Source organism: Paenibacillus sp. J31TS4 (assembly GCF_018403265.1).
Lineage (GTDB): Bacteria > Bacillota > Bacilli > Paenibacillales > NBRC-103111 > J31TS4.
The window spans coordinates 1662722-1688466 of sequence record NZ_BOSI01000001.1; the positions used below are offsets into that span (position 1 = coordinate 1662722).

The following is a 25745-nucleotide window of genomic DNA, read 5'->3' on the forward strand; positions in this document are numbered from 1 at the left end:
TCGGAGAGGCCCTTCTGATTCATCGCTTATTTAACTATAGACCTTCGTTAGTTGTTTAAGCCGGGAGACTCTTGAGCGGTTCTGGACAATTTTCAATTACCCAATCCCCGCCAATCAGTTCGGCGTTTTTGCCGGTTGCGTTATACCTTGAGATAAGGACAAACATGTCGAGGATAGGCTCATCTTCACTCGGCTTGAACGTTTCGGCTATAGTTTTCAATTCGCTTACAATCTCCGCTTTTCTCTGTTCTGTCATGGGACTTTTACCCCCATACCCTTAAAATTTTTACGGTTACTGTGGCCGTATCTGTTGCATGGTAATTAGTAACCCGGCCTTTTAATCCTCTATCATAGGGAATCTTATATAGCCTCGCCTCTTGCATGTTTGCCGGGTCAATCAAATCAACGGACGTACTAACCCGCTGCCCCAGATGCAAGGAGACGCTAGGACTTGCATTGCCGAATGTTTTCGCATTGTTGTTTTTGCGCGGAAAATACATTGCAGTTCCGGCATCGACCCCGGCGTAGAATGGATGCGCGCTCCCTTCAAGGCTCCACGGCTGCTTATCAATAGAGACTGCAAGCCAAATTTCCTTTTCGGTTGTAGGATTGATATTAAAATCATAACTCGCCTTTGCTGGAACGCTCACGGCATTTGCGATCGTTTCAAAAACAGTAAGGCCTCCCGTTTGATATACAGGAAGTGCTTGCTCTTTTGGCACAATACTCCCCGTTAGCTTCACAGCGCCTGGGTTTGCATCCGTCATTAACGGAGTCCCGTTGGCGCTGTAAAGAATGGTCCTCGGGCCGGTTGCAGCTGAGCCTTGAACCGGTTCGTATTGATCCGCAGCGGGGTTATATACCTGCGGGACAACAACTCCTTGTGACTCAATAAGACGCTTTGTGTTATACGGCATGATCCGCCCTCCTTTATATCCTTATACCTGTCTTGACGCGGATCAGGTCGACCAGAGGCTGCCCCACTGCCTGTGCGATAGTATAGCCATCAAGCTCAACGATGATATTGGCTGAGCCGCTTCCTGCGCCTTCACCGTAACCACCAGTGGTCCCCGCTGATTGCATCTTAGGAACGGCCGCCTGAGCCATCTCTGCTGTTTGACGGCGTACATCCGCGACGCTGTTCTGCAGACCCAGGGCAAGTCCCTCTCCGGCGTATTCTCCCAGCTGCATGAGGACGCGAGACGGCGAGTGGATGCCGAGGAAATCTCTAATTTTGTCAGGGATGGCCGTTACGATCTCGCTGACTTTATCCTTGACCTTTCCGGCCATGCTGCTTATACCGTTGACCATACCTTGGATCATATCTTTTCCCAGCTGCATCATTTCGGACGGCAGCCCCTTGATCCAATCAATCGCTGACGATATGCCTTCCACAATGGCGTCTTTGACCGTACCTATTGTGTTTACCACCGCATCGAGCATACGGTTGAACATGTCGGAGCCGATCGTGTAGAGTTTTCCAGGCAGCTCGCGAAACCAATTCAACATCCCGTTCCAAGCCTCTTTTATCCAGTCAACCGTCGCTGAAATGATGCTTGATATGACTGTTTTAATGCCCTTCCACGCCGTATCTGCCGTTGAGCGGATACTACCCCAAGCAGCGGATAAAGCGGACCCGATAAGACCAAGAGCGGAAGAGAAAACTTGCCCAATGCCGTCCCACATTTTGCGAAACGCCTCTTTGAGGTTGTTCCATATGGCTTTAGCATCACTGGAAAGAGATTCGAAATCTCCTAATACCAGGTCAATGAGCAGCAGCAACGCGCCGGCAAAAATATTCTTGATCATATCCCAAAGCCCGCTGAAATACGTTTTGAATCCATCCATGATTGGCCGAACGACATTGACAACGGCCTCAAAAGATGTGCGGGCCATCGACTTGATCGCATCCCAAGTCGTTGTCAAAAATCCCACAATACCGTTCCATAACCCGGTTAGGTAAGACGCAATGTCGTTGTAGACTCTCTTGGTCGTGCCGCTGACCGCGTCCCACGCTGCGGTGAGGCCGGACTTGATGGCCTCCCATGCCGCGCTTGTCGTATTTACAATGCCGGCCCACAGGTCGATTAAAAACTGTTTGATCGGCTCCCAGTTGTCATAGATGAGGTAGGCTGCCGCGGCAAGTGCAGCAATGGCAGCGATAGTAATACCAATCGGGCCAGTCAGAACGGCGATTACACCACCCGCCGCAGTTATCGCTCCTGATAGGGCAGAAAACGCGCTTATTATTGATCCTACGACCGTTACTAGCTTGCCTATGATAATCAGTGCAGGACCTAACGCAGCAGCTAATGCCGCAATTGTAATGATTGTTAGTTGAATCCCTGGATCAAGTTGCGCAAACCATACTACCATTTTGGCCAGCGCATTGATCAGAGGCATTGCCGCCTCCATCGCTTTTTCCATGGCCGGAATCAGGGCATCACCCAGCGTAATCGCAACATCTTTCAGCCGGTTCCACATAATTTGCAAGCGGCTTTCGAAAGTCGCGTATCTCTGCTCGGCTTCGTTGGTCAGCGCGCTGTTTTCTTCCCATGCTTGGCTCCCAAGTTCAAGTGCATTGCGAAATAGGTCCCCGGCGCCCGAAGCGCGAAGCAGTGCGTCGCGCAAGCGGATTTCACTCAGCCCTAGGTCTTCGAGCGTGCCGAAGACATTTCCGCCTGCTTTGTCGATCTTCCCAAGGCCCTCAATAAACGAAACAATTGCTCCTGCCGCGTCATTTTTGAAAGACTTGGAGAAATCGGCAGCCGATACCCCGGCGACTTTTGCGAAGCCATCGAGCTTTTTGCCGCCTGTCGCGACTTCATTCGCCATGTCGATCATGAGTTTACTAAACGCCGAGCCCCCAGCCTCCGCGTTAATCCCCACTGCAGCCAGCGCACCGGAGAACGAGAGGATTTGAGCTTCGCTCATGCCCACAACGTTGCCCGCCCCTGCAATCCTGAGACCCATTTCAACAATCTCAGATTCCGTCGCCGCCAGATTATTGCCGAGCCCGACAATCGTTGCTCCGAGCCGGTCAAAATCCTGCTGGTTCATTTGCGTGATGGTCGCGAGCCGCGCAAGAGACATAGCCGCGTCTTCGGACGACATATTAGTCGCTACGCCCATGTTCACCATGGTCTTGGTAAATCCAAGAATGGCATCATTTTTGATCCCGAGCTGACCAGCAGCTTCCGCTACTCCGGCAATCTCCGTGGCCGCTTGCGGCATCGTATTCGCCATATCTCGAATACCTTGTTTAAATGCGGCGAATTCTTCCTCCGTTGCATCGACTGTCTTACGGACGCCAGCGAAGGCAGATTCAAAGTCAGAGGCGACCTTAAGGCTTACTCCGCCGGCAGCGGCAAGGGGAACGGTCAAACCTTTTGACAACGTCCCCCCGGCATCCGAAATACTTTTGCCTGCTTCCTGCATCGACTTTCCGATTTGATCAAGGTTGAGCTTCGTTTTCCCGAGCTCCGTTTGCAATGAATTCAGCTTTTCCTCAGTCGATGCTAATTCTCGCTGGAATGCACGATATTGACCCTCGCTGATTTCGCCCTTCGCAAACTGATCATTTACCTGAGCTTGTGCGTCCTTAAGACGGTCAAGCTTCTCTTTCGTGTTGGCCACTGCGTCGGACAATAGCTTCTGTTTCTGTGCTAGTAGGTCCGTGTTAGTGGGATCAAGTTTCAGCAGCTTTTCGACCTGTTTTAATTCTGATTGGATATCCTTACTCTTTTTAGTTACGTCGGACAGAGCCGAGGATAACCCGGTCGTTTCGGCACCGATGACAACGTTAATACCTTTTATCGTCTCTGCCACAGTTTCTCACCCTCTCCTCTCTATCCGCCGAAAAAGGCGTCAATGTCACCTTGAGTAGCATCCCGCGGCCCGTCTTCCTCTGCCCCGCTATAGCACTTGGCGAGATCAAGCAGATCGCGGATGCGCAGCTCGTTCATTTCCGCGAAGTTCAAGCCAACTCTTTTACCGATGGCTAGAAGCTCAATTTCCGTTTTATTTCCGTCTGTTTTGCTTTTTGCTGGCTTGATCGGCCCCCGCTTTTGCTCCGGCACGAAAAAAGCCATCTGCGGCCTCCTCCATGGCGGGTACCATGAAAGCAGGGTCGGATATATCGAGCCCTTCAAGTGTGGCCAACCAATCTACAAACGACGGGAACTGGTTCCCGTAGGCGTCGGCTTTTGCCATCGCCCAAACCAATTGCAAGATAGCAATTACGTCAAATCTGCTCGGGTCGATCTCTCCGTTTTCGTCCTTCTTCAGAAGCTCTCCCATCTTCAAAAGATCAGCGAGCACATCCGCTTGAAACTCCTGCCGATAAAAAAGAAGAGCCAGGGGCGTCGCCCTGACTCGTACCGTTTGTTCGCCAATTTTCAATTCTCTCATTGTGGACCTCCTATACCGAGGGGGTGAATTTCGGCTTGTACACAGACGCAAAGAACGAATTGTAAGCTGTCCCGTTCGTATCGCTCAACTCCAGATCGCCTTTGACAAGCGTTTTGCCGTCAATATCGACCGGCGATACTGCAATCGAAATAACATCCGTATTCGGCGCGACGCTCTCGTTTTTAGTGGTCTGCTCTTTACCCGATCGGCTGGCTTGGCAATCGTAGTAGACAAAGCGGCGATTGCGCTGGTCGCCTTGTACCTGGCCCAGCAGTGCAAACTTCTCAGGCGTGCCGTCTGTGGTCTCGACCAGCATGCCATTATCGTCAATCTGCCAACCAAACAGTCTGGCCTTTACCGAGTCGGGGACGTTTGCCATCTCCAGTTCGCCGGTGTAGCCGTTGTTCGCTGTCATGCGAAAATAAGCCGAGTTATCTGCGTAGAAAGTGAACGTCTCGCCCTGGGCTTCCGGTGTCCAGCGCACGGCTCCTGGGATCGCAATTGGCGCTTCCCAGGCCGGTTGTTCATCGGTTGCTTTCGGATCGACAAAAGCGATATGGACCTTATCGAGTCCAAACGTTACTTTATTTTTGCTCATGGTCATCCTCCCACTAATTGAATTTCATAAATGATTTGACGAAGCTTTTCTTCCGGCAGCCAGGCTTCTACCTTGCTATAAGGCAGCCGCAGTTCCTTGAGCTTGTCCTGCACCAGCTTCTCGTTTTCCGGCTCTTTTTTAGCCGTGTAGAGCTCAACTTGAAAATTCCCTACCTCCACATAATTGTGGTTGTCGGCAATCATGTCGGAGCCATAGGCGAACTGGTAAGTAATAAAAGGGGGAGGCGGCGCAGGCGCCTCAAACTCGCCGTAAGCCACCGGCATGCCGAGAGATTTGAGCGCTTGAAAGAGTTCCGCCTGAGTCGTGATTTCTTTTTCATTGATCGCTGATATCAGCCAAGGACTGAGGAAACGGATATTTTTCAAAGCGTGGCTCACCTCCTCATGTGCCGCCTCCGTTCCTGATGATACGCTTAATGTCATCGGGCAACCCGGCTGCATGGCGGTCATACGCCGGCCGAAGGTGGGGTCTTCCCGCTACTCGGCCGCCGCCACGCTTGGCGTGTCCGAACTCCAGGAGATGCACACGGCGATGGTCTTTCTTGTTCCAGATGACTCGCTTTGTCTTCTCTGCTTCGTCACGCTTGGTCTTTTTAAAGCCCTGTGCGTATTTGCCTGTTCGCTTCGGGGCGTTGCTCTCTACATCCTTCAGGACCGCGTCGGCAACTTCGTCCACCTTCTGTTCGATCGCATCCGCTACATCTTCTGTGTATTCCCGGACAGCATTTGAGATCGCATCCGCCAGCTGGTCAATCCGGATATCAGCCATCGGCAGCCACCCTCTCGCACGTGAGCTCGATTTCCTCTGTTCCCTCGCCGTAGGTTCTGACCACCCGGTAACGCACGTCATCAAATTCGACCAGACGCTGCCCGTCGTATTCGTAGGCGTGGATAACAAAGATCAACTCCGGCCGAAGCCCGGCGGTCGCGGCACTGTAAAACTCGTTTCGCCCTACGGATTTCAGCCCACAAAGGATATCCGTTTTAGATAAGGCCGGCACATGGTTGCCGAGCTCATCTTGCGTGTTATCCTCGTGGATCAGCGTCAGCTCGTGGTCGTATGTCATACCGGCGGCCTCCTCACGGAGAGAATCAGATTATGCAGGCGGTACTGCAGATGCCGCGGCATGGCCCCCGGCTCGTCCCGGCTCTGGTAGCGCCACGTAGCCAGATCACACACAAACATAAGGTGAGCAGAGTTGGCCGCATCCAGAGCTACCCCCTGCTCACCCTCCAGCTCTTTAATTATGCCGTCGACAATGGCGGTCAGGTATGTGTCCCGGACAGCCGTCCGGATCCCCAGCCGCTCTTTGACGAGGGCGACGACGGCTGCCGTGTCCATTACTGCACCGCCTTGATGGCCTCGAGGATCTCAGCCTTATTCATCGCACTGGTCACGCCGTCGATTTCGTTCTCCTCCGCGTATTTCAGCAGCTCAGCCTTTGTCATGTCCTCGAGCGGCTTGTCGGCGGCTTCCGCCACATAGCCGAGCTTTGCCAGTTCCTCGGCGCGATCGCCTTCGTACACATCGCCGACGTCGTACAACATCTTCGTAAATTTGTCCCGAAATGCTTTAACTACTTCTGCCATGTTGATTCCTCCTCTCAAATTGTGGGCGGCCGTCAAGCCGACCGACCCTCACATATCATGTTCGCTTACACTTCTGGCGTCAGCGTGATAACGACAAAGTAATCCGGGTAGATCGGTTTGCCATCGTAACGAGCGGTCCCTTTAAAGACCGTCTGATCCTCGATAAAGCGGACGTCCGTCGATACCGCCAGTTGCACGCCGCGACGTTCGCCGAGCATGTACTTTTTGAAATCACCCATGACAATCTGATCCGCCGGCGCGTACTGGGAGAACACGACACGCGTGCCATCGGGAAGCCGCGGAGACTGCGCCGTCTGGATGACCAGGCGTCCATCAGCGGTCGGAAGGAAAGTTTGCGGGGCGATGCGGGCGTAGTACGTCGACCGGCGCATGACCGCGATGACCTCGCCGATCGGCACGCCATCCTCTCCGTCGTCAAGCAGCGACATGTTGGATACGATGTCCTTGAGTGTGCCGTCGCTAGTTACGCGACGTTCAGCGTGCTCTGCTGCCGCCAGCGCCGTAATGATGCCGAGCGGCTGCTTTCCGGAAGCCCCGGTGCCGACCAGGATTGCCTTGTCCAGTGCTTTTGCGATCGCCATAGCCAGCCGGCTCTCGATAAAGTTTGCCAGGTCGATCATGGAATCTTCCAAGATCGCGTTGCAGACCGGGATAAATCCGCCGACCTTGAAGCCGTCCAGCTCCGTTTGGCTAAACGACGTTGCCAGCTCCTGCACAGGATCGCACATTTCGGTCCAAATGGCCTCCGGAATGGCGCCGTCCATGACGATCCGAGCCGTACCGTTGAGCGTCTCGACGTTGACTTCCCGGTACAACGTGGAGTAGTCGCCCAGGCGCTGCTGGATGGCGTTAATCACCACTTCCGGGATGATGATATCAGTGTTGCTCAGCGCCCGCTTGTTTTGGATCGCTGTTACGATGTTGCCGTAAAACTCCCGTACCTCGGGACGGTTCAGGCGCTCCAGCATTTGAGCGCGGGTTTCGTACTTGTTACCTTTCATTCTCGTTTCGCCCCCTTGGTTTTGGTTTCTAGCTTCCGGCGCCGGTGCAGGCGTCTGGTTATTGCTCGGAGTCTTGCTGTTAAGCTGCTCGAGCTCTCCCTCCAGCGCTTGGATCTCGCCTTCTAACGTGCTCTTCTTCTCGTCGAGATCGGCCTGCTCCGTTTCAATAGCCCCGGCTTCTTCTTCGACGGCCGCGATTTCCTCGTCCGTTTGTGCCTCCTCCAGCGCCTTCTCCGCATTGGAACTGCGCGTCTTGAGCGCTGTTTCCTTCTCGAGTAACTCGGAAAGGGTCGCCTTCGCTCGCTCGATCTTTTTACCGAGCATGAGTTGTTTAAGCATTTTTTCTCAACCTCGCTTTCAAGTTTTGTTTGCGCTGCTCCAGCTGCCGCGATTTGTGTTGCTCGAGCTCAGCCTTCCGAGCTTGGACGCCTGTCGCCTGGTAGGCCGGGAAGGTACACACCGAAACCTCGTGCAAGTCAATGTTCCGGAGCGTCCAGAGAACAGATCCGTCATCGCGGAAGTCGATGTCCTCCTTGAGGATGTTGAACCCAAAGGAACACTGGTCCACATCTCCTCGCTTCACTCGCTCGTATAGGTTGACTGCGTCCGAGTCGTTGGGATTGACCTTCACGCGCCCCCAAAGTCCGTGAGAGTCCGCTTTGAGCTCCAGCGTGCCCGCCTTATTCCGGCCTAGGACAAACATCGTGTCATGGTTGATGAGCGCCCGCACATCGTTTCCTAGCGTGCTATTAAAGGCGTCCGGGGCAATCTGCTCGAACGCCCCCGCCCATAGCTCCGTAGGCTGGTTAAAAACTGCAAAGTACCCTTCGATCACCATCTCCTGCCCGTCGCCATCCACCCGCGTTTTGAGCTCCGTCTGGAGACTCCGCGTCTGCTGCTTGTCCCTATCCATCTCCCTCACCTCCTCCCGGGTTCAACTTCTTCTGATCACCGATCATGCCCGCGGGGATAAAGTTTTCCAAGATGACGAGCTGGTCAAGGCCTTCCTTCGGCGACATGCCGATCCAGTCGCGGACCTCGTTGCCCTCCATCAGCCCGCGAATGTAGAGGTTGCTGCCTACATCGGCCAGTTCCTTGAGATCGTAGGCGTAGAGGGATCGCGGATTGAACTTGAAATACAGATCCGGCGCGTACAGCAGCTTGCGGGTCAGCTCCTGCTCAATCCCCTTGGCGATCGGCAGCAGTGTCGATTGGATAAAGGCGTTGTACTCGTCCTTCTTGAAATCTCCGACGCCAACAAAAAAAGCCGGCACTCCGAAGAGGCCCGCCACAGTTCGCTTATCCAGTTGCACCGCATCGTTGATCGCCAGGTCCTCCAGCGTCAGCGGCTTCACCTCCTGCACCTCCAGCATCTCCGCCGGCACAATCCAGGGTTGCCCCGCCTCCGAGCGCTTGAGGTACATATCGAAAACCTTATCGCGGCCTTCTTCGCTGGAGAGCTCCGCCGTATTCGCGTCAACCTTGACGATAAGACTTGGCATGTACTTGCTGCCCATGAAGCCCTTTTTCGTCGCAGTGGCCTGCTTAAGGTTGTCCGCGATATCTTTTAAGGCGGCCCGGTAGCCCGTGCCGATCCATGGTCGGTCAGGGTTCGGGTTGATAATAAAATGCAGCACCTCGTCATGGTTATAGGCCCGGCCTTGATAAATGACCTGATAGCCGTCCGACGTATCTTGATAGGACACGCTGCCTGCTTTAAGCGGTATCAGCTCGTCGATCAGGCCTTCCCGTATCCGCGGATAGACGACGCTATTCCCCTTCCCATCCAAAAGCATCGTATAGACGATGTTGTAGACCCATGCTTTACGGGTCATGAGGGTATATGGGTTTACGTCAAGCTTCCGGCTGAGCGCGTTGCGGACCCGGATGTCGCCGTTGTCGGTGTTCTGCATCAGGTGGATGGTCATCGAGCTGATCAGCTCCGCGATCTTGTGAACCGCCATCTTGACCTCTGGATTATCTGATAACCGGGTATAGCCCGGGATGCAAAGCGTATCATGGGCGTCCGTTGTCAGGAACCACCCAATGGGTGACTCCGGCGCCGCCCGTGTGTTTGCCTGTTGTCGCTTTTTCTTCTTGCTCAAATACCTCACCCCCCGTTCAACCATTTGCTGGCGCTGGCTGCTTTCTCAGCGCTTTCCATTTTTCGCACACAAGCAAAAACCGAAGCATCGAAGATATCAATCCGCTGCTCGGGCATCACTTTTTCATATTGGATCATGTCGTCTGTTTTCTCGATTGCTCGGACGTTCTGCAAGCAGTATTCATAAGCGCTGGAATGCAGGTAATAAAGATTGCCCTCCTTGGCCTTTTGCTCGATCCGTCGGAAGCCCTGGCTCTTTCTCCAGAAATACTGCGGTTCGTCGATCATGGAAAAGCCAGCCCGTTTCATTCCGAGGAAAAACTCACGGCTGAACTTGCGGTCGAAGCCGACCTGCTTGATGCGGAAGCCTTTTTTCTTCATCGCGACGAACCAGTTCGTCACCTCCGCATGGTTGACCACTGGCGTATTCGTCATCGTGAGCCAGCCTTCATCCTTCCAGCCGAATAGAGGGATATTATCGTCCTCCGCTTTCCGGGTGGCCGCGACGATCGGGAACCAGGCGTGAGGAACGATGATGTCTACGTCGCCATAGGACCCGTACAACGCAGCCGCCGTAAGGTCATGCAGCTTGGAGAGATCCGCACCGCCAAACCAATCGATATCCAACTTCGCAAGCTGCTCGAGCGTCCACTTGTATTGCCGATCGCTCGCCTTGAATTCGTCCAGATTGAAGTAAGCCCGCATGGCCGCCGTGTAAACGTTGAGCGACTTGGCCAGAAAGTCCTTCCGCTGCTGCGGATCGTTCTGCGCCTGAGCTGCATCATTGACGATGTCCTCCGGCCGGATGGTCACTCCGTAGTTAGGGTTGGCCATCTCGTGCTGGACGGGATCGGTATAATCGACTTCGCCGGTTTCCGGGTTCTCTGCAGCCTTGGTGATAAACACGAAGTAGGCATCGTCCCGAACGGTGCCGTCCAGAATCTTCTTGCAATACTGGAGACGCTGATAACAAAAGCTCGTCATGTCGTCGCCGGCCGTCGTGATCCCGATCATGAGCTTGTTGCTGTACGCCTTCATAGCCTCTTTGATGATGTTGTACTGCTTCGGTGACTTATAGGCGTGCAGCTCGTCGGCAATGGCCAGGTTACAGTTGAGTGAGTCCTGCCGATCCGGGTTGGCCGCCAGCGCCTTGATGTAGATTGACCCGTCGCCCATGTCCCCGCTGATGGAGTGCTCCTGGTTGTTGTCCAGGATCCGGAAGCTATCCTCTTCCCCCATCTGTCGAAGGTTGAACAGGATAAAGTTAAAGCTCTGCAGCGATTGTTCCAGCGCAGCGCCAACAATATAAATCTTTGACCCGGACCGGCGATTCAAGAGGGACAGCGCCCAAGACAGCGCGGCCACAAACCTGGTCTTGCCGTTCTTCCGCGGAATGAAGATGAACGCCTCTTTGTACCGGCGAAGCTTGGTCCCCTTCTGGTAAAAGCCCAGCAGGTTGTAGACGATGAACATCTGCCACGGCTCAAGCAAAAACGGCTCCCCGCGGAGCGGAGTGCCGTCTAATTTCTCGCCCTGATCGTGGACGAAGGTCTTCTCGATGATCCCGATGACAAACTCGGCATCCTTCGGCAGAAACTCGTAATCTGGACTATCCAGGTCGCGGAGGAATCTTTCGCAGCTCTGGACAAGCTCCTTGCATGCAACCTTCCTCCCCTCGACAATGGACCGGGCGTATTCGATTACGGAATCATGGTGCTTGAATTGACTCATCCCATCTCACTCAGCGCTGCCGCAAGCGCTGACTTGCCTTTTTTCTCGACCGTCACGGTCTCCAGGGACTTCGGATTAAGGCAAAGGCGGTCGGAGTACGCCAGCAGGTCTTTTCGCAAAGATTCAAGCGTTGCCACGATTGGCGCCTTCTTCGCACCACCGTCAGCCGTACTTACCTGGTATCGCATCCCGCCATTCACAAAGCGCTCAGTGATCATGTTGTACTGAACCACGAGCTCTGCGTAAACCTTAATCAGCGGATCGTATTCCGGCTTGTAAACGCCGAGCGCCTTCATGTCAGAAACGGTCCGATCGATCACCAGTTGCTGAGCAGCCAACGCTTTTTCTCCTGCCTTCGACATCGCCTCACCTCCCGAAAAAAGTTTTGAAAGCTCGCTCTATTGGAAAAGGGTCCCCAGCCCGGTCCCAAAGCTCTAGGGTGCTGCACTCTGAGGGAGGGGGGATACCTTCTCCCGCCACCGTTCGCCAGCCTCAGTCAATACGCCCGTCGTCCGGTCATGCATCTTGTCGTGGCATGGATTACACAGGCTCACAAGGTTGGGGCTCACTAGTGCAAGCTCCGGATGCCGTTCCAGTGGATTGATATGATGAACCGTTGCGGCTGCCGTAGACCGGCCGTACCGCTTGCACTCCTGGCACAGGTATTCGTCACGCCTCAGGATCTTCTCTCGTTTGGTCTTCCAGCGTGTCGACTTGTAGAATGATTGCGGCACCACGCAGCACCTCCCTGTCATAGACACAGCCTGTCCGGTATGGTATATTATACCTGCCTGCGGAAGCACCGCGGCCTAAGCTCAGTCCGGAAGCACCGGCTGGGCTTTTTAATTTGCAAACGAAAAGACCGCCCCGAAGGACGGTCTACCCAAATAAGGAGGTCGGTTATAGGCGGCACGCTTTGTCTCCTACTTCCGACACTAGCATAATACCACGGAAAGTGACGTCAAAAGTATCATGATAGTATCATTTCAACGCCAACCGATTCGATCTGACACGGCTTGAACAATCCCGTCTCTCCACCGAATCGCCGTAATCCGGCTAATGCCCAGCTGCATGGCGATACCATCCCACGTGAGCTGCTGCGGTCGTGTCCAGTACTTCAGCTTCACCAGTTGCTGCCGGTCTTCCGGGAGTGCAGCGTAAACGGATTGGATGGCGTCGTGAATGCGTTCCAGGTTCTCCAGCTTCCGGTGACTGGTTAGCAGAACGGCTACGCGGCTGGTAGGATCGCCCGGAAGATTGCTCTTCCCGCCGCCGACGTTTTCGTCCGTCGTTCCCGATCCGTGGATGATCTCGTTCTTCAGCCGAATGATTTCCCGGCCGGTTTCGTGAAAGGTGTACAGTTCCGACTCCACATGCTTGAACGTGCTCTTTCGGATCGCCATCATGTCTATCCCTCCAGTTTCGAAATTCTCGCTTTTACGGCATCCATCAGCGCGTCCTGCCCTGCCGCTTTTGACTCCAGCGCCTCCATGGCGTCCTCGTCCATCGTTCCCTCGGTGACCAGGTGATGGATGATCACGTTCCGGGTTTGGCCCTGCCGGTACAGCCTGGCGTTGGCCTGCTGGTAGAGTTCCAGGCTCCACGTGAGGCCGAACCATACGATCACGCTGCCACCGTCCTGCAGGTTGAGGCCGTGGCCGGCGCTTGCCGGGTGTACGGCGAGGATCGGGATTCGGCCGGCGTTCCACTCGGCGATGTCCCTCGTCCCGTCCGCACCTTTTCTCAAGGTTCGGGTTTTCGGGAACCGCTTCTTGATCCGCTCGAGGTCGTGCTGGTAGGAGTAGAACACCAGGACCGGATGACCGTTTGCCGCCTCGATCACGTCCTCAAGCGCGTCCAGCTTCCCGTCGTGGATTTGGCGGACGCCGCGATTCTCGTCGTAGACGGCCCCGTTCGCCAGCTGCAGCAGCTTGTTGGACAGGACGGCGGCCGAAGAAGCCACCACATCCCCGCCAAGGAAGGGAAGCAGCAGATCCTGCTCCAGCTGCTTGTACTTTGCCTTCGATGCCTCATCCATCCGGATCGGTACCACGCGCGGGATCGACTCCGGCAGCTCAAGCCAGTCTTCGGCCTTCATGCTGATCGCGATGTCTCCAATCGCTTCGTAAATCCGCTCTTCCGCCTCTTTCTTCTCCTTCCACTCGTAGACCACGTGCCCGCTGCGGGCGCCGGCGGTAAAGTAGCGGTCGCGGAATCCGGTAATCGTTTTGCCCAGCCGCTCGCCCTGGTCGATCAAGTACATCTGCGCCCATAGATCCATCAGGCTGTTTGGTGCCGGCGTGCCGGTCAGCCCAATCACCCGCTGCATCATCGGCCGCACCCGGCGAAGGGCGCGGAAGCGTTTGGAGTTACTTGCTTTGAAACTAGAGAGCTCGTCGATCACAACCGTATCAAACGGCCACTTACTCCCGGTCATGCTCACCAGCCATTCCACGTTCTCGCGGTTGATGATGTACAAGTCCGCGTCCGCCTTCAGCGCGCGTTCCCGCTGCTTCCGGTCGCCCAGGATTTTGCTGATCCGCAGATGCTTCAAGTGGTCCCACTTTTGCGATTCCCGGGCCCATGTATCGTCAGCCACTCGAAGCGGGGCGATGATCAAGGCCTTGCCGATATCGAACCGGTCGAACAGCAGCTCATTGAGAGCCGTCAGCGTGATCACTGTCTTGCCTAGGCCCATTTCTAGAAAGAGCGGGATGAAGGGCTCGTCCAGGATGCGGGCTGTTGCATATTCCTGATACTTGTGCGGCTTATATCTCATGGATCGCTTCCTCCGAATCAATCACCCGGACATCGAAGCCCAGCACCTTCAACTCTTCATGCCGCTTGACCTGCAGCGGGCGCGGTTTCTCTCCGGGAGCCTTGACCTCCACGAACACCACGCGCCCACCGGGTAGCAGGCAGATGCGATCCGGCACGCCGGCCGTTCCTGGCGACTCCCACTTCCAGCACTTGCCGCCCTGCTGGCGGATATGGTTGACGAGCTTTCGCTCGATTGCTGATTCTCGCATTTGCTCACCGCCTCCAAGTGACGGTATCAGATGTATCAGAAAATTCCCTATACGTGCGTAATACGCGTTTAGCATACGTGCGCCCTGTACAGTTATCCCTTTTTACTATGCTAATTACTATTTCTCTATATAAGGGTATTTTACTGTTACTTCTGATACCGGAGAGCCCAAACCCTTGGTACGTAAGGCTTTTTCCGGTATCAGATACGCGACGTTTTACTGTTACTTACTGATACCATCTGTTACCGCTGGATATTCTTTACTGTTACTTTTTTGGGCTTACTGTTACCGTTACTGTTACCTTCGAACGTATGCGGTTTGAAGCCCATACAACCGAAATTTCATCCGCCCGCTCTCCCGCTCCTGCCAGTCCAGCAGCCTCCGCAGGATGTCATAAATGGCCCTCGCCTCGCGGACGTTGAACTTGGCCGGGTCCTGGCCAAGGGCTTCTGCCCAGATCTCCGCGGCACACACTCGAGTCCGCGGGACATTCCCGGTCGGCGCCTCGAGGTACTGCCGCCGGGTCCATATGTCCATGCCGTCCCAGTCGTCCGGCAGCGGGGTCTCTAGGTATCGAACGATCAAGCCTTCCCGCGGGTCCTGCTCCATGTGCAGGCCTTGCACCCGCTCCGCTTCTTTCGCGGCTTCCCGATCCAGCTCCAAGGATTCCCCGGCCTTGTACAGGCGCAGCGCCTCCGCCCAGATTAACCCCACGAGCTCGTCCGTCAGATGATCCCAATGGCTATGTTCCCGCTTCTCCGGCTCCACGCTCACCGGCCAAAAGCGGCGGTTTCCCGTAGGATCACGTAAGAAATCGTGGTTGTTGGTCGTGCCGAAAAAGACGCACTTCCGCGGGAACTCGGACACTTGTCGGTCGTATGCCACCCGGTACCGGTCCTCCGTCTTCGAAAGAAACTGCTTGATCTCCTCGATCTCGAACTTTTTCATGGCCGCCAGCTCTCCGATCTCGAAGATCCAGGAGCCTTGGAGATGTTCGCCGGCCTCCTTGTTCTCGAACGTCCGCAGGCTGTCGCTAAACCACTTCCGGCCGAGGCGGGCAAGCAGACTGCTCTTCCCGGCCCCCTGCGGCCCAACAAGGACAAGCATGTTGTCAAACTTGCACCCCGGCTCATATATTCGCTTCACGGCCGCCAGCAGCATCTTGCGCGTCACGGTCCGGACATAATGGGTATCCTCGGCGCCCAGGTAGGTTACAAATAGCCGGTCCACGCGGTTCACGCCGTCCCAGCGCTGCGCCTCGAGATACTCACGGATCGGATGGAACGTATTCTTGTGGACCACTTCGGTAAAGGCGTTCTGGATGGTCGACGCCGATTTAAAATCATGGACCTTGCCGAAGTAATGCAGCATCCGCTTGTCGTCGGCGCCGAGCCACGGCTCGTAGTCCTGCCACGGCCGCTCCCGCTCCCGCCAGGGCAGCGGTTTCCGCAGCACTTCCGTATTGCCGAACGCGTCATACGCCAGCACGCCGGCGAACGGCCCGCTGGAGAGGATGATCTCCGCGTTCTTGGCCGTTGGGAGCGGCTTGCCGGTCTTGGGATGGACTTCGAGCTGGGTCAGCCAATCCGTGTCGTCATCGTCCAGCTCCAGATCGTCAAAGTCCTCAGTCAGCCGTACCTTCTTCACGGCGGGATCATTGGCAGCAAAGTCGAGCATCGCCAGATAGCTTGGCATCTTGGTCTTGTTCGTCTTCTCACTGGCGTCCGCGTCCAGCTCGCCGAACTTGTGGATCCGGACCAGGTCGAAGATGTTATGGCAATGGCCATCGTTCGCGGGGTCACTTTGGTGCTCGCTGTACGCCCACTGGTCGTCGTACACGCGCATTCCGCCGACTGAGGAGCCGCCGGCATAGGTCCAGCGGTCCTCGTGGCTTGTCGGGAGGTAGACGTCCGGGATGAACGTTTCAATGCCATCGGCGATCGTGTACAGCCGGCAGAACACTCCGATGACGCCCGGCTTCTCCGTCGGGTCGCCGAGCTTGTTCCGCATGGCCTCAAGGTGCTTGACGTCGTCCGGGTGCCGCGGCCACTGCATCGGATCCCGCCAGTCTTCGTATTGCGCCAGCACATCTTCTACGCTGAGCGGCTCCCCGTCGACCTCGACCAGCTCTGGCTCCGCGTCGCGGCTGCAGCTGGGCAGGTACATGAGGCGGTGGACGTCAAAGGTCGTCCGGTCGAAGTAGTGCATGCCGATCTGGCCGGCCACCCACCGGCTGACGGCCGCGTGCTCATCCGGCGTCATCGCCCGGTCAACAGGGGCCACGACACGGTATTTGGGCGCTGCGGGCCGGTGGCCATGAGTGGAGTAAACGAAATAGGCCGAGCTGCCGAGGACCAAGTCGACGCTAAACAGGAAGTCGTCGTCCGCCTGGTCCGCGTCCAGCGTGAGCAGCCACCGGCTCTCGACGTTCTCTTTCTTCCGCCGCCCGCCTTTGACCAGCCCGCCGACAAATGCCCGGCCGTCCTTGACCTTGCCCTTCTCCGCGGTGCTCATGCGGTCATATTCCGCCATCGTCTCGCCAGTCCGCCGGACCTTCCGCAGCCGCTCGACGACCTCTGACCACTCTAGATATTCAGGTTTCCAGTTGGTATCGGCCCGGTTCCGGCCAAAAGATATATCCAGCATGGCGTTCGCCCTTCCTAAGCTGTTTCGGTGTCTATCTCAATGGCATCCAACCAGCCAATTACTTGACCCAAAAACGGGCCGTCGGACAGGATCTGAAAGGTAACGGTGCCGAAGAGCGGACTTGTTATTTTCCTTGCCTCTAGAACGGTCATCTGCTGCGGGCCGCCTTCAACATTGCGGATTATTTTGATTTTCATCCGAATCCTCCTGGTATCTCAATAATTCAGTCGGTGTTTACCGGCTGCCGTGCAAGCATAAGTTCCTTCGCGTCTTCCAAGGAGCGCATCAGGGCGTCGATCGATTCGACCCTCGCGAAAGTAATGCGTACCGGCGTTTCCTCGATCTCCCACCGGTTATCTGAACCGTAGGTGGTCACCGTGCCGATCTCGTTCGCCGTCTCCCGCTGTTTGAAGCATACCGTCCCGATCACTTTCTCTTCGTCCAGAAAACCCCAACCTATTTCTACGTCGCCAAAGCCGAGCTCAACTTGTGCGGATTCTCCGATTTTTACGATTGGCATATTAGCCCTCCTCATGTCATTCATCGAATTACTTCAACCGCGCCGGCGGCGCGATCGGCTTCTTCCCGCGCTGAACGTCCAGCACATACCGCTTCCCGGCCACCATCAGAACCGTGGGAAGGCCGTCTCTGGCCTTCTCCACAGTCGCTTGCAGCTTATCGCCCCGCTTGCTCATTGGGTTCCCTCGATCAGCCGGTCAATGTACCAGCGCGCCTTCCGCAGGTCCTCAATCCCGTTCTTTCGCTTCCAGCGCCACAAATACTTGATCGCCGCGCCCGTGTTGTAGGCTTCGCCCGCGAGCAGACCAACCGTGGCCGCCTCAATCGCCTCGATGCACTCGACGCTGCCGGCCGTGTAGTGTGCCGGATGATTCACCGGATCATTGATTACCGGATCTGCAGGCACGGGTGTTTCGGCTGGCGTGACGGCCGCCTCCAGCTTTTGTGGCGGCGTTTCCGTTTTCACCGGAGCAACAGTCTTTTTAGAAGTGGACTTTCCCTTTGTGGCTGGGGGCGTTTTGCCTTTCAATCCCCACTTTTTTATGTGATAGGCCAGAGTGTTCTTTTTCAGTCCCAGTTCCTTCTCGATCTGAACCACGGTTTTCCCCTTGTTCAGCTCCTCCTCGACAACCTCCTTGGTCAGCCCTCTCTTAATCCGATCGGTAAAGTCCATAGGCGGTTTAGGCGCTTTTTTCTGCGGCTTCCCGTCAGGCTTCCCGTCAGGCTTCCCGCCGGACTGGCGCAGCTTTTCCAGCTCTTCCGGCGGCAGTGTATATGTGGTAACTGGGCCGGCACCTTCCGACGGTTTCTCGAGCCCCATATTCCGAATCGGTGTACGTTCCATATCACTCTTCCTCCTTAATCCTTCTTGTAAAATGACGTTTCAAATGCGTCGGCGCGGAGCGGCAGCCCGGGGGCCCAGTCGATCGGCCGGCCCATGAGCTCGACAATCTCCGGCAGCGAATCAAACTCGGCCGGCTCGTCGATCACGACCTCGTCGTGAACGTGAAGCCGTATCCGGTAGCCGGCCGCGTCCAGGCGCCGCATGCTAACCGCGAGACAGTCCCGGGAGATCGCCTGAACGATGTTCTCGACAAACTTCGGCCCGTAGCTGCTGATCCGACCCCACCGCTTCGTCTCTTGGTCCAGTCCCTCATAGGTGATCTGCATCTTGTCGAACTTGCCCGGCTTGATCTGCGGGTTCACGTAAGCGAGCCGGCGCCCGGACGGCAGCTGGATGAACAAGTAGCCCGGCTCGTAGATAAACCGTATGCCGTGGTGGAAGGCGACTGTCCGCCGCTCCTCTACGGCCGTCATGGCAGCCTTGTCGACGTCCCACCAAAGCTTCGTTATCTTCCGGTTCGCTCCGCGCCACGCGTCCACCAGCGGCTGCAGCTCCTCCTCATGCAGCCCCATCTTGAGAGCACCCATGGCGACCAGGGCGCCCACGCCGCCGCCGTAACCCAGCGCGAGCTCCGCGATCTTGCCCTTCTGCCGCAGGTCCTTCGTGATCTCCTCGATCGGGATCTGAAACATCTGCGACGCCGATGCCTCATAGATTTTGCCGTGCCCCTGAAAGACGTCCAGCCGCCACTGCTCCCCGGCCAGCCATGCGATAACGCGGGCCTCAATGGCCGAGAAGTCCGAGACGATGAACCGGCAGCCCTCCGAGGGGATGAATGCCGTTCGCACCAGCTGCGACAGAACGAATGGCGGCGCACCGAACAGCATTTCAAGCAGCTCGTACTCACCCGCCAGCAGTAGCTCCCGTGCCAGCTCGAGATCCTTGATCTTGTTCTGCGGCAGGTTCTGGACTTGGATCAGCCGCCCGGCCCATCGCCAGGTACGGTTTGCCCCGCAGAACTGAAGCAGCCCGCGTGCCCAGTTGTCCGAGCAGATCGCCCGGTCCATCGCCTGGTATTTCTTGACGCTGGTTTTCGCCATCTCCTGCCGGAGCTCAAGCGCCCGGACCGCCTCTTCGTCCCCGCCTGCCTGGTCGATCAAGATCGGCACTGTCTCCTTTGTTAGCCCCCCGTCTACTATCAGGCCGCGGCCCTGCAGCCAACCGATAAGCTGCGCGACGCTGTTCGGGTTATCGAGCCCGGTCAGCTCCCGCGCCTCCGCGACAAGCCGTTCCGTATATTGCGCGTCGCACGCAAGCGCGTGCCGGACAAGCTCCGGCTCGAGCCGGACGCCGGCATCGTTGATCCGCTGGTCGAGCGTCCACAGCTCCCACTCGTGCGCGGGCACCGGGTATTTCGCTAGCCGCTTCCGCAGGTCCCGCTCCGTCTCCACGTCTTGCCGGCAATAGGCCTTGTACTGCTCCCATTTCTCCGGCGCGTGGTGCGGGAGGTTCCGGGTCCGGCCGCCGTTCGCCTTAGTCGGCTTGCAGGGGACGCTGAAATACTTGATCAGCAGCTTGCCGGCCGTGTCCTTCTGCTCCTGGAGCCCGAGCACCTTCGCCACCTCGCCGAGCGACCCGGGGAGGCCGAGGGTCAATGCGTGGACCGACGAGCAGCGCCAGGCTTCCGGCGGCATCGGCCGTCCGAAGTGCCGGGCCAGCGCCGTCCGCTCGAAATTGGCATTGTAGGCCGTCTTGATCAGCGTGTCGTCCGCCAGCGCCTTGACGACGTCCGCCGGCAGCTCCTCGAAGTCGGTTAGGTCGATCACTTGCACCGGATCGTCGTCGAAGGCGAAGCCGAACAGCAGGATCTCGAAGTCCGGCGCCTCCACGTAGCGGTACACCCCGCATTTGATCAGGTCGACGGAGGAATAGGTTTCGAGGTCAATTTGCAGGACGGTCATGACTATATCCGCTTGCCCCCGTGCCGGTACGCACGTCCATTGTTGATCTCCATCTTCTCGCGGATCGCGGTCTCCAGGTCGAGCCCCATGTACCCACAGGTATCGAAAATGCGGATGCAGACGTCAGCCAGTTCCTCGGCAATTCCGGTTTTGAACCGCTGCCCGCTCTCCCGCCGGTAAACCTCCAGCGCCTCGGAGAGCTCCGAGTGCATGAGCGCGATGGCCGTCCCGAACTGCACCGGCTCCTCATACCAGCCTTTGTCGATTGCCGTTTGATGGGCTTCCGTGCAAAGCTCGCTTATGGTTTTTGGCATTTTGCTTACTCTCCCTTGGATAGTTATAGATGCGGACACGCCGCGGATGGCATTCGCCGCAAAACCGGTCGTCGCCGCCAGTAGCCGCAAAGCCGAGTTGGCATTGCTTGCAGGTGACAATTTTCATAGATCCTCCCGAATTTTGAGATAAAGAAAGAGGACCCTTGCGAATCCTCTTCCGTCGGCTGCCCCTAGTTCAGAAAATCGTCGTCTCCGCTGATGTCCACGATGTCGTCGTCAAAGTCGTCGCTCGCGCTGCTCCGGCCGCCCAGGTATTCCCCGTCCGCCAGCTTCTGGATGTTGTTCAGCCCCGCGGCCACGCCCTTATTACCTTTGGCGTCGTAAGCGTAGAAGTTGAGGCTCACCCGACCGTAGCAGCCGGAATAGACCTCCGTCGAGTCAAGGATCTCGTTCCGGTCCTGGTCGACGATGCCCGGCTTCTGCTTGCTCGTGCAATTGAGGAAGTAATGCCCGGCATATTCCGGATAGGCGTCGGTGTCCTTCTCCGTGTCACCGTCGCGCAGCGGCTTCTTGAGGTTCGGCGGGATCTTGCCACCCCATTTGCTCTTGCCGGCCTCGATCGCCGCATTGACGGCCGCCTGAATCTTCCGAAGCGTCTCCTTGTCGGACTTCTTGATCAATAGGCAGACGGAGTATTTCGGGTCTTGGCCGTCCTCCATCGCCTGCGGCTTGAAGACGTGGCAGTAGCTGAAGCGCACTTTCCCGGTAACGACTTTCGTATCTTTGTTTGTGATGGCCATGTGATCAGTTCTCCTTTTGTGGTATTTGCCCGAAGGCCACTTGCCTGACGTCATTTGGTCGATGTGATAATCTGCAATGTCACCCATGGTTTAACTATCCTCAAAGTCCACGGCCGCCGACGCCGCCGATGACAGCTCCGGCCGTTTGTCACTCTCCGGGACAAGTACCGGCTTCCCGGCCGGCTTGATGATGTATGAACCAAGAAGCTCTGCGAACCGTTTCTTGCCCAGCGTCTTCTCCATGTCGCCGATCTTGAGGATCTCTTGTGGCGCATAGATCTGGGATTCCTCGAAGCCTTCCAGGATGAGGGTCTGTGCGACGGCCTCCCGGTCGCTGTACTGACGCCGGCTGATGCCCTCAACAACCTTCCAGCGTGGGAAGTGGACACCATGGTTCAGCGCCTGGTCAAGCGCGTACTTCTCGACCTTCTGCGCCCAGGCGACCAGCGGACCGACACGCTCGAGCACATCGGCGATCTCCTCGCTGTTCAGCAGGTCGCTATCCCGCCGGTTGTACTTTTCAAGGTCCAGCGCGTAGAAGGCGCGGGCCCGGCAGTGGGACTCTGCTTTGCAGAAGGTGCAATGATCGCCCGCTACCGTCTTCCCTCGACCCGTGGCGGCCAGCTCCGCCCCAGGCCGGACCACTTCGTCAGCCCACCGGAGTAGCTCGTCCACCTGCATGTCGTCGGTCGAGACGCTATCCAGCCGCGGCTGGATGATCGTCATCCGGATCCTGTCGAACTCATAGAGGATTCCAAACTGGCTGATCGCGCCAAGCGCATATAAACGCATCTGGGTATTACCCTCAGCCGACACCGGGACGCCCTTGCCGTATTTGAGGTCAATCACGTCCAGGATGCCGTCGGCGATGATAACGACGTCGCCGGTCCCGAAGCCCTCCGGCACCCACTCCGAGAAGTCCAGCCGTTGCTCGAGGAGCACTTGGGCGTCCGGCGTCCTGGCGCGAGCCTCGTTGACCCGCTCCATGACGACCGTCGTGTACTGCTCGAGGTAATCGTACATGGCTTCAGAGTAGTGGGGACCTTTCTGCAGCTCCTGCAGCTTGGCCGTGAAGTCTTCCTCCGGCAGCTCACCCAGCTGATACTGCAGCATGAGCTCAGCGAGCTCGTGAGCGGCCGTCCCTTCCTCGGCGAAGACGCTGGTTTTGTCGTCGAACATATCCTCCAGCCCTACGCTCCCAGGGCAGCTCAGCCAGCGCTTTGAGCTTGAAGCTGAAAGTCGGGCGTGTGCCCTTCCCGCATGTTGGCTCAATCCATACACCTCCGGTTCAGGCTGTCCTGCAGCATCCGCAGCTCGTTCTCCAGTCGGTCGACCTTCGCTTCGGCGTCCAGCGCGCGCTGGATCGCCTCCGGCCAACCGGTGGCGGCATCCACGAAAAATGCTGCATCGACTTCGCGATTGAATCTCGCTACTACCCCGTCATCTTCATCCAGATATACGGTAAATACTTCACCGTCACCCGCAGTATCAAGCCCCTTTGTCGCCGCTGCGCAGATCTCCAGATCCTTCTCTAAATCACGCATCAGCCAGCGCCTCAAGTTCAGTCATGAACGCGGCACGCTTGTCTTCGGGGATCGAGCTGACCGCTTTCGCCTCGTACTTGGCGAGCAGCGCTTTGACGTCGGCCTGCTTACCCTGCTTGGCGATCTCGGATGCCTTGGCTCGAAGTTCTTCGACGGTAACAGCGAACTCGTCGGACTGACTCTCTGGCTTGGTCTCTTCCGGTGCGGGCTTGATCTCAGGCTCGGGCTTTTCGGCCTTTTGCTCTGGCTCTTCGGCCTTCGCCGGCTTCTCCGTCTGCTTGCGCGGCTTCTTGGGGGCTTCCGGGGCTTCCGGGGCTTCCGGCGCCGCTACCGTTCCGCTAATGAGAGCCGCAGACAGCGCGGCTAGATCTTGCAGAGCTTGTCCGGCGTCGTCGCCGGAAATATGGATTTGTACTGGCATGGATGATTCCTCCTAATTTATGATTGCTTGACCCTATCAGGCTCTCGCCAGTGCCAATGTTTTGATGCAAGGTGAGCAGACTTGCTTACTGGCCAGACCACGGAGCTGATCCGTCGACCCGCAGAACAGACACCCAGGATGGTATTTGCGGAGAATGATTTTATCGCCGTCAACAAAGACTTCGATCGGGTCCTTCTCCTCGATCCCCAGCGTTCTGCGGAGCTCCATTGGTAAGACTACTCTCCCGAGCTCATCTACTTTCCGAACGATACCTGTCGATTTCATTTCGTTGCCACCTTCCGGACCCTATGATAGAATGAGTCCAATCGTATATTTTTCGTTTCTCTGTGACCCTGCGGCTCCTACCCCGCGGGGTTACTTCAATTTCCGGCCTTGAAACATCAGGTTGAATTGCGATGTGTACGAAGCGCGAACGCGTTCACTTGTTGCTGTCTCGATCATCTGCGCAAGATTCCCACAGCTGCGAATCCATTGCCTCCTTCTGTTCAACTCCTTCACCCCCTCTCATGAGATGCCGCCGAATCCACTCTTCGAATGTAAGTTCCAGGATCCATGGTTGGTTCTTCGCCACATACGAGCTGGTGAAAAACTCACCAAGCTTGTCCAGCTGTTCATCGGTGATCCGCATTACGCCCCCGCTGTAATTCCAAGATGCTCGAGTGCGGTCTCGATGTGCTCTAGGGCCAGCGAGAGGACGGCGATCTGTTCCGGGTCCCGGTCATTCGCTGTGAGGTAAAGGAACGTTGTGTGCGCCTGCTCTTTAGCCTTCAGGAGAGTTTTAGCCAGCGCGTCTTTCCGGCGTTGATCGTGAATGTTCAACGGTTCTGCACCCTCCTTCTTTGGCGCCATCTCGCTAATACCAACAATGGCGCCGCTGCCATTCCGCTTGATCCAAAGCGGTTCCTGTGCCCAAGGAAACACGGTCATCATCCTTTCGGTTGTTCTAGAATCCACTGTTCCAGGAAGGCTCTTGTCTCTCTAGCGGGAAAATACCACTTGGTGCCGACCTTCCGTTTCGGAAATCTTTCATCGAAGAAGAAGTTATCTTGGATGAAGTTCCAGCTCATGCATGTGCGGCGCTTCAGCTCCGCCGTATCCCAAAAGATGTACTCTGCATCGACTTCTTTGAGCAGTTCATTGATTTTCTGCCGACAGAGCTTGAGGATCTCCACTTCATCCAGCTGAACGCTGATAACAGGTTTACTCACGAAACACCCTCCATTTGATAATATTTTTATCAACGAGGATAAAAAAGGAAAATGATGTAAACAATATTGACGATAAAGAAATTATCGCCTATAATCGTAGGAGATAATATTTTTATCAACGAAGACAAGCTTAAACATCCCTGCTGTCGCCAAACAAATCAGGGAACAAAACTTCCAAAGGCCGATCATAATAAGTTGAGAAGCGAATCATTAAATCACGGCCCGGTTTCATCGTACCGTTCTCGATCATCCGAAGATAGACTTTCGAAATACCGAGTTCAGAACAAACCGAGTCTCGGGAACCTTTTGCTTCTCGACAAGTAATTAACTGCTGTCGTTTCTTAGCCAACAACCATTCACCTCCTTGCCTTGATCCGATTATATTTGATAATAATCTTATCGTCAACAGTATTTGCTAAAAATTTTATCTTTTTCCTTTGAAAGGTCGGGTATCTGGTATGAAATTAGGTCAACGAATAGCCGCATTACGTAACCGCAGACACCTTACACAAGAACAAATTGCCGAAGCACTTGGAGTTAAGCGGGCTAGGTACAACGCTTGGGAGAACGGTATTTCTAATCCGGATCACGAAATGTTAGCAGCTCTTGCAAAATTTCATGGGGTTACTGTCGACTTCCTTCTCGGACTACCCCATCCGGAAAACGTAGCGCTGCTTCCCGCGGATATGTACGCGGATGGATACACCGATAAAACATTCTTTGAGGATCTGGAAAACCATCTGCGTAATACAAAGCCTGCGCCCGAAGAGTCAGCACAATCGACAACCCCTGAATGGGCATCCTCCAAAGATATACGCGATTTCAAGAAAATGCTTCAGGAAGATGTCCCTGTCATGTTTGACGGCGTGCCTATCGAGGGCGAGGCCCGTCAGCGGGTGATGGACGTGTTGACCGGTCTATTTTGGGAAGCGAAGGAGATGAATAAAAAGACATACGGCCGCAAGAAGAAAAACACCTCGGACGACAACCAAGAATAGAGGT

General features: G+C 56.0%; 36 protein-coding genes. 1 reads left to right on the forward strand and 35 read right to left on the reverse strand.

Annotated elements, in window-relative coordinates:
• Positions 1-55 precede the first annotated feature (55 nt).
• The 35 genes from KJS47_RS07715 to KJS47_RS07880 form a co-directional block, all read right to left on the reverse strand.
• A complete protein-coding gene (locus tag KJS47_RS07715; RefSeq protein ID WP_213524185.1) occupies positions 56-256 on the reverse strand; it encodes a hypothetical protein in 201 nt (66 codons plus the stop codon).
• Between the two features lie 7 nt (positions 257-263).
• Complete coding sequence (locus KJS47_RS07720) at positions 264-917, reverse strand: hypothetical protein (RefSeq protein ID WP_213524187.1); 654 nt, start codon at positions 915-917, stop codon at positions 264-266.
• 13 nt (positions 918-930) lie between these two features.
• Entirely contained in the window at positions 931-3828 is a 2898-nt protein-coding gene (locus KJS47_RS07725) for a phage tail tape measure protein (RefSeq protein ID WP_213524189.1), read from the reverse strand.
• A gap of 20 nt (positions 3829-3848) precedes the next feature.
• Positions 3849-3980: a hypothetical protein gene (locus KJS47_RS24235; RefSeq protein WP_283772058.1), complete on the reverse strand. Its 132-nt coding sequence runs from the start codon at positions 3978-3980 to the stop codon at positions 3849-3851.
• A 40-nt stretch (positions 3981-4020) separates the two neighbouring features.
• A complete protein-coding gene (locus KJS47_RS07730) occupies positions 4021-4410 on the reverse strand; it encodes a hypothetical protein (RefSeq protein WP_213524191.1) in 390 nt (129 codons plus the stop codon).
• A 10-nt stretch (positions 4411-4420) separates the two neighbouring features.
• The gene (locus KJS47_RS07735; RefSeq protein WP_213524193.1) at positions 4421-5008 is read right to left on the reverse strand and encodes a major tail protein; all 588 of its coding nucleotides are present in this window, start codon (positions 5006-5008) and stop codon (positions 4421-4423) included.
• Between the two features lie 2 nt (positions 5009-5010).
• Positions 5011-5394 (reverse strand): hypothetical protein, encoded by a 384-nt coding sequence (locus tag KJS47_RS07740; protein WP_249716160.1) that lies wholly within the window; start codon positions 5392-5394, stop codon positions 5011-5013.
• Between the two features lie 16 nt (positions 5395-5410).
• Complete coding sequence (locus KJS47_RS07745) at positions 5411-5797, reverse strand: HK97 gp10 family phage protein (protein ID WP_213524195.1); 387 nt, start codon at positions 5795-5797, stop codon at positions 5411-5413.
• Entirely contained in the window at positions 5790-6095 is a 306-nt protein-coding gene (locus KJS47_RS07750; protein ID WP_213524197.1) for a phage head closure protein, read from the reverse strand. The genes KJS47_RS07745 and KJS47_RS07750 overlap by 8 nt, the downstream gene beginning before the upstream one ends.
• Positions 6092-6370 (reverse strand): hypothetical protein, encoded by a 279-nt coding sequence (locus KJS47_RS07755; RefSeq protein WP_213524199.1) that lies wholly within the window; start codon positions 6368-6370, stop codon positions 6092-6094. Before KJS47_RS07755 ends, KJS47_RS07750 begins: the two co-directional genes overlap by 4 nt.
• The gene (locus tag KJS47_RS07760) at positions 6370-6618 is read right to left on the reverse strand and encodes a Rho termination factor N-terminal domain-containing protein (RefSeq protein WP_213524201.1); all 249 of its coding nucleotides are present in this window, start codon (positions 6616-6618) and stop codon (positions 6370-6372) included. Before KJS47_RS07760 ends, KJS47_RS07755 begins: the two co-directional genes overlap by 1 nt.
• Before the next feature lie 65 nt (positions 6619-6683).
• Positions 6684-7979: a phage major capsid protein gene (locus KJS47_RS07765; RefSeq protein ID WP_213524203.1), complete on the reverse strand. Its 1296-nt coding sequence runs from the start codon at positions 7977-7979 to the stop codon at positions 6684-6686.
• Complete coding sequence (locus KJS47_RS07770; protein WP_213524206.1) at positions 7972-8553, reverse strand: HK97 family phage prohead protease; 582 nt, start codon at positions 8551-8553, stop codon at positions 7972-7974. The genes KJS47_RS07765 and KJS47_RS07770 overlap by 8 nt, the downstream gene beginning before the upstream one ends.
• Positions 8546-9745 carry a phage portal protein gene (locus KJS47_RS07775; RefSeq protein WP_374707004.1) on the reverse strand — a complete coding sequence of 400 codons (1200 nt, stop codon included), beginning with the start codon at positions 9743-9745 and terminating at the stop codon, positions 8546-8548. The genes KJS47_RS07770 and KJS47_RS07775 overlap by 8 nt, the downstream gene beginning before the upstream one ends.
• 5 nt (positions 9746-9750) lie before the next feature.
• Complete coding sequence (locus KJS47_RS07780; RefSeq protein ID WP_213524210.1) at positions 9751-11475, reverse strand: terminase large subunit; 1725 nt, start codon at positions 11473-11475, stop codon at positions 9751-9753.
• Complete coding sequence (locus KJS47_RS07785; RefSeq protein WP_213524212.1) at positions 11472-11837, reverse strand: P27 family phage terminase small subunit; 366 nt, start codon at positions 11835-11837, stop codon at positions 11472-11474. Before KJS47_RS07785 ends, KJS47_RS07780 begins: the two co-directional genes overlap by 4 nt.
• 72 nt (positions 11838-11909) lie before the next feature.
• Positions 11910-12212, reverse strand: a complete 303-nt coding sequence (locus KJS47_RS07790; RefSeq protein ID WP_306433014.1) for an HNH endonuclease — start codon at positions 12210-12212, stop codon at positions 11910-11912.
• A 249-nt stretch (positions 12213-12461) separates the two neighbouring features.
• Positions 12462-12881 carry a transcriptional regulator gene (locus tag KJS47_RS07795; protein WP_213524214.1) on the reverse strand — a complete coding sequence of 140 codons (420 nt, stop codon included), beginning with the start codon at positions 12879-12881 and terminating at the stop codon, positions 12462-12464.
• A 2-nt stretch (positions 12882-12883) separates the two neighbouring features.
• The gene (locus KJS47_RS07800) at positions 12884-14254 is read right to left on the reverse strand and encodes a DEAD/DEAH box helicase (protein ID WP_213524216.1); all 1371 of its coding nucleotides are present in this window, start codon (positions 14252-14254) and stop codon (positions 12884-12886) included.
• A complete protein-coding gene (locus tag KJS47_RS07805) occupies positions 14244-14504 on the reverse strand; it encodes a PDDEXK family nuclease (protein WP_213524218.1) in 261 nt (86 codons plus the stop codon). Before KJS47_RS07805 ends, KJS47_RS07800 begins: the two co-directional genes overlap by 11 nt.
• A gap of 297 nt (positions 14505-14801) precedes the next feature.
• Positions 14802-17150 carry a virulence-associated E family protein gene (locus KJS47_RS07810; RefSeq protein ID WP_213524220.1) on the reverse strand — a complete coding sequence of 783 codons (2349 nt, stop codon included), beginning with the start codon at positions 17148-17150 and terminating at the stop codon, positions 14802-14804.
• A 14-nt stretch (positions 17151-17164) separates the two neighbouring features.
• Positions 17165-17347 carry a hypothetical protein gene (locus tag KJS47_RS07815; protein ID WP_213524222.1) on the reverse strand — a complete coding sequence of 61 codons (183 nt, stop codon included), beginning with the start codon at positions 17345-17347 and terminating at the stop codon, positions 17165-17167.
• A gap of 26 nt (positions 17348-17373) precedes the next feature.
• The gene (locus KJS47_RS07820) at positions 17374-17670 is read right to left on the reverse strand and encodes a hypothetical protein (RefSeq protein WP_213524224.1); all 297 of its coding nucleotides are present in this window, start codon (positions 17668-17670) and stop codon (positions 17374-17376) included.
• 28 nt (positions 17671-17698) lie between these two features.
• A complete protein-coding gene (locus tag KJS47_RS07825; RefSeq protein ID WP_213524226.1) occupies positions 17699-17845 on the reverse strand; it encodes a hypothetical protein in 147 nt (48 codons plus the stop codon).
• Entirely contained in the window at positions 17842-18513 is a 672-nt protein-coding gene (locus KJS47_RS24020) for a DUF3310 domain-containing protein (RefSeq protein WP_249716164.1), read from the reverse strand. Before KJS47_RS24020 ends, KJS47_RS07825 begins: the two co-directional genes overlap by 4 nt.
• A gap of 14 nt (positions 18514-18527) precedes the next feature.
• A complete protein-coding gene (locus KJS47_RS07835; protein ID WP_213524228.1) occupies positions 18528-20474 on the reverse strand; it encodes a DNA polymerase in 1947 nt (648 codons plus the stop codon).
• Between the two features lie 2 nt (positions 20475-20476).
• Complete coding sequence (locus tag KJS47_RS07840; protein WP_213524230.1) at positions 20477-20788, reverse strand: nucleoside triphosphate pyrophosphohydrolase family protein; 312 nt, start codon at positions 20786-20788, stop codon at positions 20477-20479.
• A gap of 191 nt (positions 20789-20979) precedes the next feature.
• Entirely contained in the window at positions 20980-21549 is a 570-nt protein-coding gene (locus KJS47_RS07845) for a DUF2815 family protein (RefSeq protein WP_213524232.1), read from the reverse strand.
• 90 nt (positions 21550-21639) lie between these two features.
• A complete protein-coding gene (locus tag KJS47_RS07850; RefSeq protein ID WP_306433015.1) occupies positions 21640-22830 on the reverse strand; it encodes a DUF2800 domain-containing protein in 1191 nt (396 codons plus the stop codon).
• Complete coding sequence (locus KJS47_RS07855) at positions 22818-23093, reverse strand: hypothetical protein (RefSeq protein WP_213524236.1); 276 nt, start codon at positions 23091-23093, stop codon at positions 22818-22820. The genes KJS47_RS07850 and KJS47_RS07855 overlap by 13 nt, the downstream gene beginning before the upstream one ends.
• Positions 23086-23514, reverse strand: a complete 429-nt coding sequence (locus KJS47_RS07860; RefSeq protein ID WP_213524238.1) for a hypothetical protein — start codon at positions 23512-23514, stop codon at positions 23086-23088. Before KJS47_RS07860 ends, KJS47_RS07855 begins: the two co-directional genes overlap by 8 nt.
• A gap of 36 nt (positions 23515-23550) precedes the next feature.
• The gene (locus KJS47_RS07865; protein WP_213524240.1) at positions 23551-23799 is read right to left on the reverse strand and encodes an AbrB/MazE/SpoVT family DNA-binding domain-containing protein; all 249 of its coding nucleotides are present in this window, start codon (positions 23797-23799) and stop codon (positions 23551-23553) included.
• A 363-nt stretch (positions 23800-24162) separates the two neighbouring features.
• Complete coding sequence (locus KJS47_RS24025; protein ID WP_249716166.1) at positions 24163-24465, reverse strand: hypothetical protein; 303 nt, start codon at positions 24463-24465, stop codon at positions 24163-24165.
• Positions 24462-24743 (reverse strand): group-specific protein, encoded by a 282-nt coding sequence (locus KJS47_RS07875; protein WP_213524242.1) that lies wholly within the window; start codon positions 24741-24743, stop codon positions 24462-24464. The genes KJS47_RS24025 and KJS47_RS07875 overlap by 4 nt, the downstream gene beginning before the upstream one ends.
• A 130-nt stretch (positions 24744-24873) precedes the next feature.
• Entirely contained in the window at positions 24874-25092 is a 219-nt protein-coding gene (locus tag KJS47_RS07880; protein ID WP_213524244.1) for a helix-turn-helix transcriptional regulator, read from the reverse strand.
• Positions 25093-25201: 109 nt separating this feature from the next.
• Here KJS47_RS07880 and KJS47_RS07885 point away from each other — a divergent pair, with 109 nt between their 5' ends.
• On the forward strand, positions 25202-25741 hold the full coding sequence (locus KJS47_RS07885; protein WP_213524246.1) for a helix-turn-helix domain-containing protein: 540 nt from the start codon (positions 25202-25204) through the stop codon (positions 25739-25741).
• Positions 25742-25745 lie beyond the last annotated feature (4 nt).